General features: G+C 72.9%; 14 protein-coding genes. 11 read left to right on the top strand and 3 right to left on the bottom strand.

Annotated elements, in window-relative coordinates:
* Positions 1-270: 270 nt before the first annotated feature.
* From ABZ876_RS07255 to ABZ876_RS07245, 3 genes are all read left to right on the top strand, one after another.
* Positions 271-900 carry a DUF3043 domain-containing protein gene (locus ABZ876_RS07255; protein ID WP_361775660.1) on the top strand — a complete coding sequence of 210 codons (630 nt, stop codon included), beginning with the start codon at positions 271-273 and terminating at the stop codon, positions 898-900.
* Positions 901-983: 83 nt separating this feature from the next.
* Complete coding sequence (locus tag ABZ876_RS07250; RefSeq protein ID WP_361775657.1) at positions 984-1,721, top strand: methyltransferase domain-containing protein; 738 nt, start codon at positions 984-986, stop codon at positions 1,719-1,721.
* A 67-nt stretch (positions 1,722-1,788) separates the two neighbouring features.
* Positions 1,789-2,856, top strand: a complete 1,068-nt coding sequence (locus ABZ876_RS07245; RefSeq protein WP_361775654.1) for a trypsin-like peptidase domain-containing protein — start codon at positions 1,789-1,791, stop codon at positions 2,854-2,856.
* A 54-nt stretch (positions 2,857-2,910) separates the two neighbouring features.
* Here the strand turns inward: ABZ876_RS07245 and ABZ876_RS07240 are convergent, their stop codons facing one another.
* Positions 2,911-3,123, bottom strand: coding sequence for a hypothetical protein (locus tag ABZ876_RS07240; protein WP_361775651.1), 213 nt, complete (start codon positions 3,121-3,123; stop codon positions 2,911-2,913).
* 113 nt (positions 3,124-3,236) lie between these two features.
* Here ABZ876_RS07240 and ABZ876_RS07235 point away from each other — a divergent pair, with 113 nt between their 5' ends.
* Entirely contained in the window at positions 3,237-4,436 is a 1,200-nt protein-coding gene (locus ABZ876_RS07235) for a bifunctional adenosylcobinamide kinase/adenosylcobinamide-phosphate guanylyltransferase (RefSeq protein ID WP_361775648.1), read from the top strand.
* A gap of 101 nt (positions 4,437-4,537) precedes the next feature.
* On the opposite strand, the gene ABZ876_RS07230 is transcribed toward ABZ876_RS07235, so the two are convergent.
* Positions 4,538-5,449, bottom strand: coding sequence for a class I SAM-dependent methyltransferase (locus tag ABZ876_RS07230; protein ID WP_361775645.1), 912 nt, complete (start codon positions 5,447-5,449; stop codon positions 4,538-4,540).
* Between the two features lie 221 nt (positions 5,450-5,670).
* Between ABZ876_RS07230 and cobT the strand changes: the two genes are divergently transcribed.
* From cobT to ABZ876_RS07215, 3 genes are all read left to right on the top strand, one after another.
* The gene (gene cobT / locus ABZ876_RS07225; protein ID WP_361775643.1) at positions 5,671-6,738 is read left to right on the top strand and encodes a nicotinate-nucleotide--dimethylbenzimidazole phosphoribosyltransferase; all 1,068 of its coding nucleotides are present in this window, start codon (positions 5,671-5,673) and stop codon (positions 6,736-6,738) included.
* Positions 6,739-6,888: 150 nt separating this feature from the next.
* A complete protein-coding gene (locus ABZ876_RS07220) occupies positions 6,889-8,682 on the top strand; it encodes a phosphatidylglycerol lysyltransferase domain-containing protein (RefSeq protein WP_361775640.1) in 1,794 nt (597 codons plus the stop codon).
* A gap of 27 nt (positions 8,683-8,709) precedes the next feature.
* Complete coding sequence (locus ABZ876_RS07215; protein WP_361775637.1) at positions 8,710-9,411, top strand: hypothetical protein; 702 nt, start codon at positions 8,710-8,712, stop codon at positions 9,409-9,411.
* Here the strand turns inward: ABZ876_RS07215 and ABZ876_RS07210 are convergent.
* Entirely contained in the window at positions 9,351-10,112 is a 762-nt protein-coding gene (locus ABZ876_RS07210) for a hypothetical protein (protein ID WP_361775634.1), read from the bottom strand. The genes ABZ876_RS07215 and ABZ876_RS07210 overlap by 61 nt on opposite strands.
* Before the next feature lie 89 nt (positions 10,113-10,201).
* Between ABZ876_RS07210 and ABZ876_RS07205 the strand changes: the two genes are divergently transcribed.
* The 4 genes from ABZ876_RS07205 to ABZ876_RS07190 form a co-directional block, all read left to right on the top strand.
* Positions 10,202-10,987 (top strand): adenosylcobinamide-GDP ribazoletransferase, encoded by a 786-nt coding sequence (locus ABZ876_RS07205; protein ID WP_361775631.1) that lies wholly within the window; start codon positions 10,202-10,204, stop codon positions 10,985-10,987.
* Positions 10,988-11,212: 225 nt separating this feature from the next.
* Entirely contained in the window at positions 11,213-12,742 is a 1,530-nt protein-coding gene (locus ABZ876_RS07200) for a leucyl aminopeptidase (RefSeq protein ID WP_361775629.1), read from the top strand.
* A gap of 366 nt (positions 12,743-13,108) precedes the next feature.
* Positions 13,109-14,497, top strand: coding sequence for a dihydrolipoyl dehydrogenase (lpdA, locus tag ABZ876_RS07195; protein ID WP_361775626.1), 1,389 nt, complete (start codon positions 13,109-13,111; stop codon positions 14,495-14,497).
* 63 nt (positions 14,498-14,560) lie between these two features.
* Positions 14,561-15,290 (top strand): biotin/lipoyl-containing protein (locus ABZ876_RS07190; protein WP_361775624.1); only part of this gene is annotated, 730 nt, incomplete at its 3' end.

Genomic DNA, 15,290 nt, shown 5'->3' with positions numbered 1-15,290 from the left:
CCGGCTCACAGGTCTGCGACAGGACCCACAGTACGGGCCCTGCATCCATTACCGCACTGTTCGGGAACGGATGCGGTCATACCCAAGGACGACTGCGGGTTCTCCCGCTCCGGCGTAGGGAGTAGGTGTCCCCCGAGGTTGCGTACGGGGTGACTCCATGTTTCCCCGGGCCGCCTCGCGGGAGAACGGCAGCGGTCTTCCTTTTCGGGCCCCTCTGTCCCAGTACAGACGACCGATGTTGCCGGATCGTTCCTCACGGGGCTGGGGTCCATGCGGCGGGACACCGTACCCTTGGGTTTTGTGTTCCGTAGCCGTGCCAAGGACGAGAAGGCCCAGGTCGCCGACAAGGCGCCGGTGACCGACTCCAAGCAGCCCCGTGACCCGCAGGCCCCGAAGGGCCGGCCCACGCCCAAGCGCAGTGAGGCCCAGTCCCAGCGACGCAGCGTCGCCAGCACGCCGACGACGCGCAAGGACGCCGCCAAACGGCAGCGCGACGAGCGCCGCGTGCAGATGGAGAAGCAGCGCCAGGCGCTGGCAGGCGGTGACGAGCGGTATCTGCCGGCCCGGGACAAGGGTCCCGTCCGCAAGTTCGCCCGCGACTACGTCGACGCGCGCTTCAACGTCGCCGAGTTCTTCCTGCCGATGGCCGTGGTCATCCTGGCACTGAGCCTGGTGAAGGTGACCTCGCTCCAGAACATCGCGCTGCTGCTGTGGCTTGTCGTGATCGTGCTGATCGTGCTCGACTCGGCTCTCTCCGGGTTCCGGCTGCGCAAGCGGCTGAGCGAGCGCTTCGCCGGCCAGAACACCAAGGGCGCGGTCGCCTACGCGCTGATGCGTTCCCTCCAGATGCGCCGACTCCGGCTGCCGAAGCCGCAGGTCAAGCGCGGAGAGCGGCCCTGAGCGCGGAGTCCTTCTCCGGGGAGGCGGCGGATGCCCGGCTGAACGGGCTGGGCGGTCTGCGCGATGTCGTACGGCAGGAGCTGGTGGCCCGGCAGCTCGACGAGCAGATAGCCGGGCGTTTCCCGGTCGGGCAGCGGCTTCGGGTGCTCGACGTGGGGATGGGCCAGGGCACCCAGGCGCTGCGCCTGGCCCGGGCCGGGCACCGGGTCACCGGGCTCGAGCAGAACCCGACGATGATCGCCTCGGCTCGTCAGGCCCTGTCCGCGGAGCCCGAGGGCATCCGGGAGCGGATGCGGATCATCGAGGGGGACGGGCGCGACACGGGGGTGCACTTCCTGCCGGGCAGTTTCGACGTCGTGCTGTGCCACGGGGTGCTCATGTACGTGGACGAGCCCGATCCGCTGCTGGCGGGGCTGGCGCGGATGCTGGCGCCCGGGGGACTGCTGTCGCTGCTCGTACGGAACGGCGACGCGCCGGCGATGCGGCCGGGGCTGTCCGGGGACTGGGACACGGCGCTCACCGCCTTCGAAACGACCGCCTACTCCCCCACTCCCGACTCCGCTCGAGCGGGGGAACCCCCATCCCGCCCGGGCCTGACCGTGCGGGCCGACCGGCTGGCGGCGCTGACCGCGACGCTCGCCGGGATCGGGGCGCCCTTGCACACCTGGTACGGGGTGCGGGTCTTCACGGACACGGCGCCCGATGACGCACCGCTCCCCGCGGAGCTGGAGCACCTGCTGGCCGCGGAGGAACGGGCGGGGCGCGCGGATCCGTATCGGGGCGTGGCCGCGTTGCTGCATCTGTGCGGGGTGCGCGGCTGAGCGGGGCCCGGCCTCGTTCGGACGCGCACAAGGAGCCGGAGGGTCCTGCCGAGGTGAGACTCGGGGCATGGACGCTTCCCGTACCCGTGCCGTTCGGCGGTGCGTTCCACTGCTCCTGTGGTTCCTGGCCCTGCCCGTCGGCTGCACCGTCGCCGGGGCGCCGGCCGGCAAGGAGGGCGCGACCAGCGCGGTGGCGCCCTCCCCCACGAACGCCAACGACCTCCAGAGCGACTATCAGCGCGTCATCAGGAACGTGCTGCCCTCGGTGGTGCAGATCCAGGCCGGCGATGCCCTGGGATCCGGCGTGGTGTACGACGACAAGGGACACATCGTCACCAACGCGCATGTGGTGGGCAACCACAATACCTTCAAGGTGACGACCGCCAACAGCCAGGAGGAGCTCACCGCCGGGCTCGTCTACTCGTATCCGCAGCAGGACCTCGCAGTCATCCGGCTGGACCGGATGCCGGCGGGCCTGCGGCCGGCCGTCTTCGGCGATGCGGCCAAGGTCGAGGTGGGGCAGATCGTCCTCGCCATGGGCTCCCCGCTCGGGCTGTCGTCGAGCGTGACCGACGGGATCGTGTCGGCGACCGGCCGGACCGTCAGCGAGCAGGGCGAGGCAGGCCCGGGCGCCACCCTCGCGAACATGGTGCAGACCTCGGCGGAGATCAACCCGGGCAACAGCGGGGGCGCACTCGTCAACCTGAACAGCCAGGTCATCGGCATCCCCACGCTCGCCGCGACCGACCCCGAACTCGCCGGCAACGGCGCGGCGCCCGGCATCGGGTTCGCCATCCCGGCGTCCCAGGTGAAGAGGATCGCCGACCAGATCATCAAGAGCGGCAGGGTCACCGCCTCGGGGCGGGCCGCGCTCGACATCACCGGCCGCACGGTGGTCAACGGCGGCTCCCGGCCGATCGGGGTCGCGGTGGTCGACGTCCGGCCGGGCGGCGCGGCCGACAAGGCGGGCCTGAAGACCGGGGACGTCATCGTCGGGCTGGGTGACCGGCAGATCACCACGGTCACCTCTCTCGCGGAGGCGCTCGCCGGCGACCGGCCGGGGCAGCGGACGACCGTCACCTACACCCGCGACGGCGTCCGCAGGACGGCCGGCATCACCCTGAGCGAGCAGTAGCGGCGCGAGGGCGGGCGAGGGCCGTGCGGCCCTCGCCCGCCCTCGCGCCCACGGCTAGGCCTCGTCGGCGTGCAGGCTCATGGGCCCGTAGATCTCCGCCGAGTCCTCGTACAGCCACACCCGGTCGGCGCCGCCGTCGAGCAGTTCCCTCCAGTGCTCCCCGATCCATGACTCGGCGTCCCCCTGCGTGGTGAACTCCTCGGGCGCGACCGCGGGCTGGACCTCCGCCCCGTCGGCCTTCTCGAACCGCCACGTCCATGCCGCCATGTACGCCTCCCAGATGTGAGCACATGCAGAGCACAGGCCGGATCTTGGTCCGGCCGCTGTCCTGAGCCTAGCCGGACGCGCAAGACCTGCGGCGACCCGGGAAAATCGGGTCCGTGGAACTGACTCTGCTCGGCACCGGTGCCCCCGCGGGACTCCCCCGCCCCGACTGTCCCTGCGCGGCCTGCGCGCGTGCGCTCGGTCCTCAGGCGCGCGCGGCGACCGCGCTGCTGGTGGACGGCACGCTGCTGCTGGATCTGACGCCGGGCGCGGCGTTCGCGGCCGCGCGCGCCGGGCACTCACTCACCGGGGTGCGCCAGGTGCTGCTCACGCACCCGCACGAGGGTCCCCCGGTGGAGGTTCCGGCGGGTCTGCCGCAGCCCGGGCGAGTGCCGGACGGGCGGGAGTTGGCGCTGCTGACCGGCCATCGGGTACGGGCACTCGCGATGGACGCGCCGGGCACGGGCTACGCGGTGACGGGCCCGGACGGGCTGCGGCTGCTGTATCTGCCGCCGGGCGGGGCGCCGGCGGGGCTGGAGGGGCCGGTGGAGCCGTACGACATGGTGGTCGCCGATGTGGTGGGGCGGCCGGACGCGCTCGCGAGGCTGCGCGCGGTGGGGGCGGCCGGGCCGACCACCGATGTCATCGCCGTGCACCTCGACCACGATGTGCCGCCGGGCGCCGAGCTGCGGCGGCGGCTCGCGGCGGCGGGAGCCCGGGCGGTGCCGGACGGGACGACGCTGGCCGTGGGCGCGTACGACGAGGTTCCGGACGTGCCGCGGCGCACTCTGGTGCTGGGCGGGGCGCGCTCGGGGAAGTCGGTGGAGGCCGAGGGGCGTCTTCAGGCGTTCCCGGACGTGCTGTACGTGGCCACGGGCGGGTCGCGGGGCGGGGACGCGGAGTGGGCGGCGCGGGTGGCCGCGCACCGGGAGCGGCGGCCCGGGTCCTGGCGCACCGCCGAGACCTGTGACCTCGTACCGCTGCTGAAGGAGGACGGGCCGCCGCTGCTGATCGACTGTCTGTCGCTGTGGCTGACCGACGCGATGGACGCGGTGGACGCATGGGACGACGCGGAGTGGGCGGACGGCGGTGAGCGGGCGCTGCGGGCACGGGTGGAGGAGCTGACGGCGGCGGTGCGGGGGACCCGCCGGACGGTTGTCGCCGTCTCCAACGAGGTGGGCTCCGGGATCGTCCCGGCCACGGCCTCCGGCCGCCGCTACCGCGACGAACTCGGCCGTCTGAACGCGGCGTTCGCCGCGGAGTGCGAGCATGTGCTGCTGGTGGTGGCCGGACAGGCGCTGACACTGCGCGAGTGACGGCAGCCCGGCCGGCGTACGCGGCTGACGGCAGCCCGGCCCACGCACACGAATGACGGCGGCCCGGCCCGCGCACGCGGGTGATGGCGGTTCGCCCGGCGCTAGGCGGGTGACGGCGGTCTGCGGGCGATGACCCGGTAGGCGGTCGAGAGGCGGAGGAGCCTCGGCAGCGTGGCCGGCGCGCGGTTCGCCGTGGCCGTGGCATCGACGATCGCACAGCCCAGGGCCTCGAGTTCGGCGAGCAGGTTGGCCTGCGGCACGAGGTGGAGACCCCTCGGCCGGCCATGGAGAGCCCACCACCCTTTGCCGGGCAGCCGGCCGAACGCGCGGCCGGGGCCGGCGGATTCGACGAGCAGATGGCCGCCTGGGCGCAGCAGGGTCAGGGCGGCGCGGAGCTCGGCGCGCGGGTCGGGGGTGTGCTCCAGGTGGCGGAGCATGCTGACGACGTCGTAGCGGGAGCGCAGGCGTGCGAGGATCGCCGGGTCGGTGAGGTGTCCGCGGTGCGCCTCCTCCAGGCGGCCGGCGGCGCACGCCCGGTGGACGCGCCGGGTGGGATCGAGTCCGTCGAAGGACGTGTACGGGTGGATCTCCCTGGCCGCTTCGGGGAAGTGGCCGTGCCCGGTGCCGACGTCGAGCCAGCTCTCCGGCTCCACGAGGGGCAGCAGAGCGCGGGCGGCGGCCCGGTGGCGCCGGGCGCTCGCGCGGGCGCCGAGCAGGCGTTCGGCGAGGCGGTGACGTCCCGGGTGGCCGTCGGGGGCGTCGGAGTCGTGGCGGGCGAGTTCCTCGGCGGTGGGGCGGGGGTTGCGGAAGACGTGGGAGCAGTCCCGGCACACGTCGACGCCGAACGCGCCCGGCCACAGCGGGTGCCGGGCGCGCGGCCGGCTGCGCAGCCGCGGGGAGCCGCACCACGGGCAGTCCTTGCGGGGTGGTTCCGGCAACCGGCCGATGTCCGGGGCGGGTTCGCCGGGGCAATCGGCGCGGCGCGCGGCGGCCGTCCGTGGGGTGCGGCGCATGGGCGGCTCCTGTGGGCGACGGTGGTGACGCTGGTGACGGCTGAAGGCGGTGGGGTGACGGCGGGACGACCGACGGCAGCGGTGAAAGGGGCGTTCGGCCGTGACCGAGCCGCGCGAACATATCTACCCAAAAGGTATGTACGGAACACCGCTCGGAGATGCAATGACATGGCGTCGACGTGGCGCCTCGACGCTGGATCAGGGCCGGTACTGTTCGGCGAATGAGCTCGCTTAATCTCGACGACTTCACCGATCTGATCGAGCGCCCCGACGGCGGGGTGCGCCGCGACGCGGAAGCGCGCCGGGAGCGTCAGATCGTGCCGCCCGGGGCACTGGGCCGCCTGGACGACCTGGGCGAGTGGCTGGCGGCCGCGCAGTCCGCCGTACCGGTGCGGCCGATCGAGCGACCGCGTGTGGTGCTGTTCGCGGGCGACCACGGCATCGCCGGCCTCGGCGTGTCCGCGCGGCCGGCGGGCAGTGCGGACCGGCTGGTGCGGGCGGTGCTGGAGGGCGCGAGCACGGCGTCGATCCTGGCCCGGCAGCTGAACGTGCCCGTGCGCGTGGTCGACATGGCGCTGGACTGCGATCCGGACGAACTGCCCGCGGACGTCGTACGGCACCGGGTGCGGCGCGGCAGCGGACGCATCGATGTCGAGGACGCTCTGACGCCCGAAGAGGTGGAGGCGGCGTTCCGGGCGGGGATCGCGGTCGCGGACGAGGAGGCGGACGCCGGGACCGACCTGGTGCTCCTCGGGGATGTGAGCGTCGGCGGGACCACTGCGGCGGCCGTGCTGGTCGCCGCGCTGTGCGGAACGGACGCGTCCGTGGTGACCGGGCGCGGGGGTCTTGCGATCGACGACCTGGCGTGGATGCGCAAGTGCGCGGCCGTACGGGACGCGCTGCGGCGGGCCCGGCCGGTGCTGGGCGACCAGATGCAGCTGCTCGCCGCGGTCGGAGGGGCCGATCTGGCCGCCATGACGGGCTTCCTGTTGCAGTGCGCCGTGCGCAAGACCCCGGTGATCCTTGACGGGGTGGTGTCGGCGGCGTGCGCGCTGGTCGGGCAGCGGATCGCGTTCCGCGCGCCGGACTGGTGGCTGGCCGGGCAGAACAGCGGCGAGCCCGCGCAGGCCAAGGCACTGGACCGGATGGCGCTGGAGCCGCTTCTCGACCACGGTGTGACCGTCGGCGAGGGAGCCGGTGCGCTGCTGGCGCTGCCGCTGGTGCAGGCCGCCGCCGCGCTGGCGGCGGAGCTCCCGGAGGAGTCCGCTCGGGCCGAGGGTTACGAGTAACCGGAGCACGGCGAAGGAGCGGGGGCACGACGCGCTGCCGGGCGCTGTGAACGGCCGGGCGCGCGGCCGGTCCGGAGAGGCCGGACCGGCCGGATTCCGCCTCGTACGGCTCCCCCGCACACACTCGAACGCCCCATATCATCGCCGTTCATGGGAGATGCCCCTTTTACCGCGGAACAGGAACGCACGGTTCGGCCGGAGAGCGAGGCGCGGCGGCCCAGTCGGGCCTCCCGGCGGGCCGCAGCTTGCGCCGTCTGGTACCTGCGCGCCGTCACCTTCGTCAACTTCCTCTCCGCCGTCTGGGTCTCCCTCGGCCAGGACGTACGGCGGCACAACCAGGAGGACCTCTTCACCCCGTACCTGCTGACCGCGGGTTTCGCCTCGGGCGTCTTCACGATGTTCCTGGCCGTCACCATGCGCCGGCGCAAGCGGGCCGCATGGATCCTCAACCTGGCGCTCGGCGGGCCGTTCCTGCTGCTGTTCGCCTTCGCCATGACCTTCCCGGAGATCCGGCGGTACGCGCAGAACTGGGTCTCCCTGGTGCTCACCGCGGGCTTCGTGGCCGCCCTCCTCGTCGGGCGGCGCGAGTTCTACGCCAAGGGCGACCGCTCCAACCCCCGGCTCGCCGCCGTGGTCGCCGCCGGCGGCCTGCTCGCATCCTCGCTGCTCGCCGCGCTCCTGGTGACCGTCACCAACACCGCGCACGACGCGCACCGCTCGACCTTCCCGGACCGGTGGCGCTACGGCACCCTGCGGCTGGTCTCGGTCACCGCCGACGAGTCGCACTACCCCGGCATCTCCACGCCGAACTGGGTCAACGTCACCATCAACGTGTTCAGCACGCTGCTGGTGCTCGCCGTGCTGTACGCCGCCTTCCGCTCCCGGCGGGCCGTCGACCCGCTCACCGAGGACGACGAGAAGCGGCTGCGGGCGCTGCTCGCCCGGCACGGCGAGCGGGACTCCCTCGGGTACTTCGCACTGCGCCGGGAGAAGAGCGTGATCTGGTCACCCACCGGCAAGGCCGCGGTCGCCTACCGCGTCGTCGGCGGAGTCTCGCTCGCCTCCGGCGACCCGCTCGGCGACCCCGAGGCATGGCCCGGCGCCATCGAGCCCTGGCTCGCCGAGGCCCGCGCGCACGGCTGGATCCCGGCGGTGATGGGCGCGAGCGAGGAGGCCGGGACCGTGTACGCGCGGCACGGGATGGACGCCCTCGAACTCGGTGACGAAGCCCTCGTGGAGGTCGGCGAGTTCACCCTCGACGGGCGGGCCATGCGCACCATCCGCCAGGCTTGCAACCGGGTGAGGCGCGCCGGGTACACGGTACGCATCCGGCGCCACCAGGACATCCCCGCGGAGGAGATGGCACTCCTGCTGGAGAAGGCCGACGACTGGCGGGACGGGGCCACCGAACGCGGCTTCAGCATGGCGCTCGGGCGGCTCGGCGACCCGGAGGACGGGCAGTGCATGATGCTGGAGTGCGCGGACGCCGAGGGCCGGCTGCGGGCGCTGCTGTCCTTCGTGCCGTGGGGACCACGCGGACTCTCGCTCGACCTGATGCGGCGTGACCGCGACTCCGAGAACGGACTCATGGAGTTCATGGTCATCGAACTCCTGCGCCGCGCCCGCGAGATCGGGATCACCCAGGTGTCGCTCAACTTCGCCATGTTCCGGTCCGTCTTCGAACGTGGTGCGCGCCTCGGCGCCGGACCGGTGCTCAGGCTGTGGCGTTCGCTGCTCAGCTTCTTCTCGCGCTGGTGGCAGATCGAGTCGCTGTACCGGGCCAACGCGAAGTACCGGCCCATCTGGGAGCCCCGGTTCCTGCTCTTCGAGAAGAGCGCGGACCTGCTGCGCATCGGCGTCGCCTCGGCGCGCGCCGAGGGGTTCCTGGAGGCTCCGGGACTGCCGAAGTGGCTGCACCGCAAGCACCTGGAGTCACACAGATGAGGAGCGCCGGACGATGAGGAACGCTGGATGAACGCACTCGCCCGTCTGGCCCGCACCGAGTGGGGACCGCTGTACGTCACCGTGCGGCAGGCCCTCGCACGGCGGCGGTGGCGGGCGGTGCCGATGACGCTCACGGCCGTGTGCCTGACGTCGGTCCTTCAGTTCGTGCAGAACCAGTCGTGGGGCTTCGCGTTCGTGCAGCACATCGGGTCCGTACGGGCCGAGGAGCCCCTCGGGCAGGCGCTGCTGCGGACCCCGTTCTCCCTCTTCGTACCGGCCCTCGATCTGCCGGTGTGGGGGGCGCTCCTTCAGATCCTGTGTGTGTTCGGGATCGGCGAGATCTGCCTGGGCTGGTTGCGCACGCTCGGTATCGCGTACGTCGCCACGCTGGCGGGCACGCTGTACGCGCGCGTGGGGGTCGAACTGGGCCCGCACCATCCGCTGGGGCTGGCCGCCACGGATGCGCAGGTCGTCGACACCGGCCCGTCGGCGGCGGTGATCGGGCTGGCCCTGTTTCTCTCCTGGCGCTACCAGGCGTACGTCACGGGCGGCGTGGTGACCACGGCGATGGCCGGGGAACTCCTGATCAAGGAGAACCTCGCGGGCAAGGAGCACATCGCCGCGATCGCCGCGGTGCTGGTGCTGTGCGGCCTCTCGGCGCTGGGCCGCTACTGGCGCTGGGGCACCCGGGTGTCCTGCGAGTCGGGCCTGCCGCCGATCCAGTCCTGAAGTCTGCGGCTGCGGGCCGCCCAGCGGCGGTCGTGGTGGTACGCGCGCAGGCCCGCCCTGGCGCGGGCGCGCGGCCGTCGGCGGTAGAAGCGTCTGGCCCACGGGGAGCCGGGGCGGGCCAGCCGTACGGCGCCGACCATGGCGATCAGCGGGACGATCACGCCGAACAGCGCCGTACGCGCCTTGCCCTTGCTCAGGGCGAGCAGCACGAGGAGGAAGTTCGCGGCGACGCTCACGGCGACGGCGGCGCGATCGTGCAGTTCGTCCGCGGAGACGTTGTCGACGCCGAACGGCGCGAAGCCCGCGAGGACCAGCCCGACCAGGGCCGCCGTGAGCACGACGGCCTCGACGCTCTTGCGGCCCTCCTCCGTCCAGTAGACGTCGGCGAGGTGCAGGATCAGGGCGAACTCGTCCAGGACGAGGCCCGCCCCGACACCGAAGAGCATCGCGCAGACACCGGAACCCGGGCCGTGGCGGCTGGCGAGCGCGCCGAAACCGCCCACCACGACGAGGACGACACCGGGGACGACGTGGTGGATGTGCACACCCCCGTAGCTGACGTTGCCGAACGGGCCCTTGCCCGCGCGGATGAGACGGGTGACGACCCGGGTGACCACGAACGTCAGCACGAACGAGGCCAGCGCGAGCAGCAGCGGGAGCTTGCCCGGCTCGACGATGTTGCGCTCCAGCCAGTGGCCCATCGGGCAAGTGTGCCCGCGGCGGCCCCCACCCCGCCTGTTCACGGCCGCCCGACGGCAGGACGGCCGTACCGGTCCCGTACCCTTCGGCCGTGTCCAAGACCCCGCAGCTGCACGGCCTCCGCTTCGCCTTCGGCACCCTCACCGTGCTGCCCGTCACGGTGACCCGCTGGGACCGGGAGGCCGCTCGCGGCGGCATGGTGTGCGCGCCGCTGGCCGGAGTTGCGGTAGGAGCCCTCGCCGGAGTGCTCGGCGCGGTCCTGCTCCTGCTGGGCGCGGGCCCGCTGACGGCCGCCGTCGCCGGCGCCGCCGTGCCGGCCGTGCTGACCCGGGGCCTGCATCTGGACGGGCTCGCCGACACCGCGGACGGGCTCGGCAGCGGAAAGCCCGCCGAGGACGCGCTGCGCATCATGAAGCAGTCGGACATCGGGCCGTTCGGTGTGATCACCCTGGTGCTCGTGCTGCTCGCACAGGTGGCGGCCCTCGCACAGGCGTACGGCGCCTCCTGGACGCGGGGCCTGCTGGCCGCCGTCGTCTCGGCGACCGCGGCGCGGCTCGCCCTCACGCTGGCCGCGCGCGACGGGGTGCCGGCCGCGCGGCCGGAGGGGCTGGGGGCGGCGGTCGCCGGGGTGGTTCCGGTGGGGGGCGCCCTCGCGGTGGGGCTCGCGGTGACCGCGTCGTCGGCGGCGGCCGGGGGCGCGCTGTCCGGCCTTGACGGCGGCGTCCGCACCGCGGCCTCGGTGGTGCTCGCGGTGGCCGCCGCGGAGTTGCTGCTGCGTCACTGCGTCCGGCGCTTCGGAGGGGTGACGGGTGATGTCTTCGGCGGCCTCGCGGAAACGGCCGCGACGACCGCGCTCGTGGTGCTGTCCCTGGGCTGAAGGGGGATCGCCCGACGCCCGGCGCTCCACGGTGCGGCGGGGCGCCACGGGCGGGCGGGCACCCTCGGCCATGGCGAACCCGGCCACCGCGCGTAGGCTCGTGCCGGGTGTTTCCCTGCCCAGGTGAAGACCGAACGATCGGAGCAATCTAGGGTCGGTTCCCGGGCCGGTCGACCCCATCCCGTTCGGCCACCGAAACTCAATTGGAAGCGAGAATTCACCACCGTGACTGCTCTCACTCTCAGCACCGCCGCGGCGGCCGGCCTGCGCGCCGACGCAATCGTGGTCGGTGTCGCGAAGGGCGCCGAGGGCCCGGTCGTCGCACCGGGCGCCGAGGCCGTGGACCAGGCGTACGACGGCAGGCTCGCCGCCGTCCTGGAGACCCTGGGCGCCTCGGGTGCCGAGGGCGAGGTGACGAAGCTGCCCGCGCCCTCCGGCTTCAAGGCTCCCGTCGTGGTCGCCGTGGGTCTCGGTGCGGCACCGGAGAAGGACGAGACCTACACCGCCGAGTCGCTGCGCCGGGCCGCCGGCTCCGCGGCCCGTGCGCTCGCCGGCTCCAAGAAGGCCGTCTTCGCGCTGCCGATCACGGACGCCGCCGACGCCGGCGTCATCGGCGAGGGCGCGCTGCTCGGCGCGTACTCCTTCGACACGTACAAAAACAACGGCAAGAGCGGCAGGAACGCCAAGAACGGCAAGGCTCCGCTCGCCGAGGTCGCCCTGCTCGGCGGCAAGCCCCGCGACAAGGCGTACAAGGCGGCCGTCGAGCGCGCCGTCGCGGTCACCGAGGAGCTCAACCGCGCGCGCGACCTGATCAACATGCCGCCGAACGACCTGAACCCGGCGGCCTTCGCGGCCCTCGCGCAGACCGCGGCCAAGGAGCACGGCCTCAAGGCGCAGGTGCTCGACGAGAAGGCGCTGGCCAAGGGCGGCTACGGCGGCATCCTCGGCGTCGGCGCGGGCTCGGCCTCCGCCCCCCGCCTGGTGAAGCTGTCGTACACGCACCCCAAGGCGGACAAGCACCTGGCCTTCGTCGGCAAGGGCATCACCTACGACTCGGGCGGCATCTCCCTCAAGCCGGCCGGCCACAACGAGACCATGAAGTGCGACATGAGCGGCGCGGCGGCGGTCTTCGCCGCGGTCGTGACCGCCGCCCGTCTCGGTCTCGAGGTCAACGTCACCGGCTGGCTCGCCCTCGCCGAGAACATGCCGTCCGGCTCCGCCACCCGTCCCGGTGACGTGCTGCGCATGTACAGCGGCAAGACCGTCGAGGTCCTCAACACGGACGCCGAGGGCCGTCTGGTGCTCGCCGACGCGCTGTGGGCGGCGTCGGAGGAGAACCCGGACGCGATCGTGGACGTCGCGACCCTGACCGGGGCGATGATGCTGGCGCTCGGCAGCCGCACCTTCGGGATCATGGCGAACGACGACGCGTTCCGCACCGCGATCCACGAGGCCGCCGACGAGGTCGGCGAGCAGTCCTGGCCGATGCCGCTGCCGGAGCACCTGCGCAAGGGCATGGACTCTCCCACGGCCGACATCGCCAACATGGGCGAGCGAATGGGCGGCGGCCTGGTCGCCGGTCTGTTCCTCAAGGAGTTCGTCGGCGAGGGCATCACCTGGGCCCACCTCGACATCGCCGGCCCGGCCTTCAACGAGCAGGCGCCTTTCGGGTACACCCCGAAGGGCGGCACGGGTTCGGCGGTCCGCACCCTGGTGCGGCTCGCGGAGCTGACCGCCGAGGGCGACCTCGGCTGACTCCCCCCGCGCGCATGAGGCGCACATGAGGGCGGCCCCGGGTGCCACGGCACCCGGGGCCGCCCTCGTCGGGGCGTACCCGCGACCGCCGCACTCGTCGCCGCACACCCCGGCCCGCTCTCCCGGGCGTACGGGCGTTACGCCGTCGACGAATTCCTCGCGGGCGGGGCGGCCGCGACCTCCCGACGTGATGGATCAGACGTTGCAGACAGCGGCCCGGCGTCTCCTCAGCCGCCGACAAGTGCAAAGATGGGGTCTCGGCAGGACAGGGCCCCACCGAAGGGCCGAAGCAACAAGCGGCCGGACACCAGCCGCCTGCCGGTCATCGGAGACCGGCGCACGGCGCACATGCATGGAGGACGTGACGTGGCGAACGACGCCAGCACCGTTTTCGACCTAGTGATCCTCGGCGGTGGTAGCGGTGGTTACGCCGCGGCCCTGCGCGGGGCGCAGCTGGGCCTGGACGTCGCCCTGGTCGAGAAGGACAAGGTCGGCGGCACCTGCCTGCACCGGGGTTGCATCCCCACCAAGGCCCTGCTGCACGCGGGCGAGATCGCCGACCAGGCCCGCGAGAGCGAGCAGTTCGGTGTCAAGGCCAGCTTCGAGGGCATCGACGTCCCGGCCGTCCACAAGTACAAGGACGAGGTCATCTCGGGCCTGTACAAGGGTCTGCAGGGCCTGATCGCCTCCCGCAAGGTGACCTACATCGAGGGCGAGGGCCGGCTGTCCTCCCCGACGTCCGTCGACGTGAACGGTCAGCGGATCCAGGGCCGCCACATCCTCCTGGCGACCGGTTCCGTGCCGAAGTCGCTGCCGGGGCTGGAGATCGACGGCAACCGCATCATCTCCTCGGACCACGCCCTCGTCCTCGACCGCGTGCCCAAGTCCGCGATCATCCTCGGCGGCGGCGTCATCGGCGTCGAGTTCGCCTCCGCCTGGAAGTCCTTCGGTTCCGACGTCACGATCATCGAGGGCCTCAAGCACCTCGTCCCGGTCGAGGACGAGAACTCCTCCAAGCTTCTCGAGCGCGCCTTCCGCAAGCGCGGCATCAAGTTCAACCTGGGCACCTTCTTCCAGAAGGCCGAGTACACCCAGGACGGTGTCAAGGTCACCCTCGCCGACGGCAAGGAGTTCGAGGCCGAGGTCCTCCTCGTCGCCGTCGGCCGCGGCCCGGTCTCCCAGGGGCTGGGTTACGAGGAGGCCGGGGTCGCCATGGACCGCGGCTACGTCCTCGTCGACGAGTACATGCGCACCAACGTCCCGACCGTCTCCGCCGTCGGCGACCTGGTCCCGACGCTCCAGCTCGCCCACGTCGGCTTCGCCGAGGGCATCCTGGTGGCGGAGCGGCTGGCCGGCCTCAAGACCGTCCCGATCGACTACGACGGTGTGCCGCGGGTGACGTACTGCCACCCGGAGGTCGCCTCCGTGGGCATCACCGAGGCCAAGGCCAAGGAGATCTACGGCGCGGACAAGGTCGTCGCTCTCAAGTACAACCTGGCGGGCAACGGCAAGAGCAAGATCCTCAAGACCGCGGGCGAGATCAAGCTCGTCCAGGTCAAGGACGGTGCCGTGGTCGGCGTACACATGGTCGGCGACCGCATGGGCGAGCAGGTCGGCGAGGCGCAGCTGATCTACAACTGGGAGGCGCTGCCGGCCGAGGTCGCCCAGCTCATCCACGCCCACCCGACGCAGAACGAGGCGCTCGGCGAGGCCCACCTGGCCCTGGCCGGCAAGCCCCTGCACTCCCACGACTGACGCCTTCAGTCTTCGGACGCGACGACACAGACTTCCGCACTTCGTTAAGGAGAAACCGAAACCATGGCGGTTTCCGTAACCCTTCCGGCGCTCGGTGAGAGCGTCACCGAGGGCACTGTCACCCGCTGGCTGAAGGCCGAGGGCGAACGCGTCGAGGCCGACGAGCCGCTGCTCGAGGTCTCGACCGACAAGGTCGACACCGAGATCCCGGCGCCCGCCTCCGGCGTGCTGTCCTCCATCAAGGTCGCCGAGGACGAGACGGTGGAGGTCGGCGCCGAGCTGGCCGTCATCGACGACGGCTCGGGCGCCCCGGCCGCCGCTCCGGCTCCGGCCGCCGAGCCCGCCCCCGCCGCCGAGCCCGCTCCGGCTCCGGCCGCCGAGGCCCCGGCCGCTCCCGCGCCTGCCGCTGCCGCTCCCGCCGCCGAGCCCGCTCCGGCCGGTGGCGCCCAGGGCACCGACGTGGTCCTGCCCGCGCTCGGCGAGTCGGTCACCGAGGGCACCGTCACCCGCTGGCTGAAGTCGGTCGGTGACTCCGTCGAGGCCGACGAGCCGCTGCTCGAGGTCTCCACCGACAAGGTCGACACCGAGATCCCGGCGCCCGCCTCCGGTGTGCTGCTGGAGATCGTGGTCGGCGAGGACGAGACGGCCGAGGTCGGCTCCAAGCTCGCCGTCATCGGCCAGCCGGGTGCCGCTCCCGCGGCTGCCCCGGCCCCGGCCGCCCCGGCCCCGGCACCCGCCGCTGCCGCCCCGGCTCCCGCTGCTCCGGCGGCGCCCGCCCCGGCTCCGGCGGCGC

The sequence above is a fragment of the Streptomyces sp. NPDC046931 genome (assembly GCF_040644655.1).
Lineage (GTDB): Bacteria > Actinomycetota > Actinomycetes > Streptomycetales > Streptomycetaceae > Streptomyces.
This window is presented reverse-complemented; position numbering and strand designations above follow the sequence as displayed.

Bases quoted from the DNA above. Each gene is read 5' to 3' on its own strand.
- ABZ876_RS07255 (WP_361775660.1), top strand. From the start codon at position 271: ATGCGGCGGGACACCGTACCCTTGGGTTTTGTGTTCCGTAGCCGTGCC.
- ABZ876_RS07245 (WP_361775654.1), top strand. From the start codon at position 1,789: ATGGACGCTTCCCGTACCCGTGCCGTTCGGCGGTGCGTTCCACTGCTC.
- ABZ876_RS07240 (WP_361775651.1), bottom strand. From the start codon at position 3,123: ATGGCGGCATGGACGTGGCGGTTCGAGAAGGCCGACGGGGCGGAGGTC.
- ABZ876_RS07230 (WP_361775645.1), bottom strand. From the start codon at position 5,449: ATGCGCCGCACCCCACGGACGGCCGCCGCGCGCCGCGCCGATTGCCCC.
- cobT (WP_361775643.1), top strand. From the start codon at position 5,671: ATGAGCTCGCTTAATCTCGACGACTTCACCGATCTGATCGAGCGCCCC.
- ABZ876_RS07220 (WP_361775640.1), top strand. From the start codon at position 6,889: ATGGGAGATGCCCCTTTTACCGCGGAACAGGAACGCACGGTTCGGCCG.
- ABZ876_RS07215 (WP_361775637.1), top strand. From the start codon at position 8,710: ATGAACGCACTCGCCCGTCTGGCCCGCACCGAGTGGGGACCGCTGTAC.
- ABZ876_RS07210 (WP_361775634.1), bottom strand. From the start codon at position 10,112: ATGGGCCACTGGCTGGAGCGCAACATCGTCGAGCCGGGCAAGCTCCCG.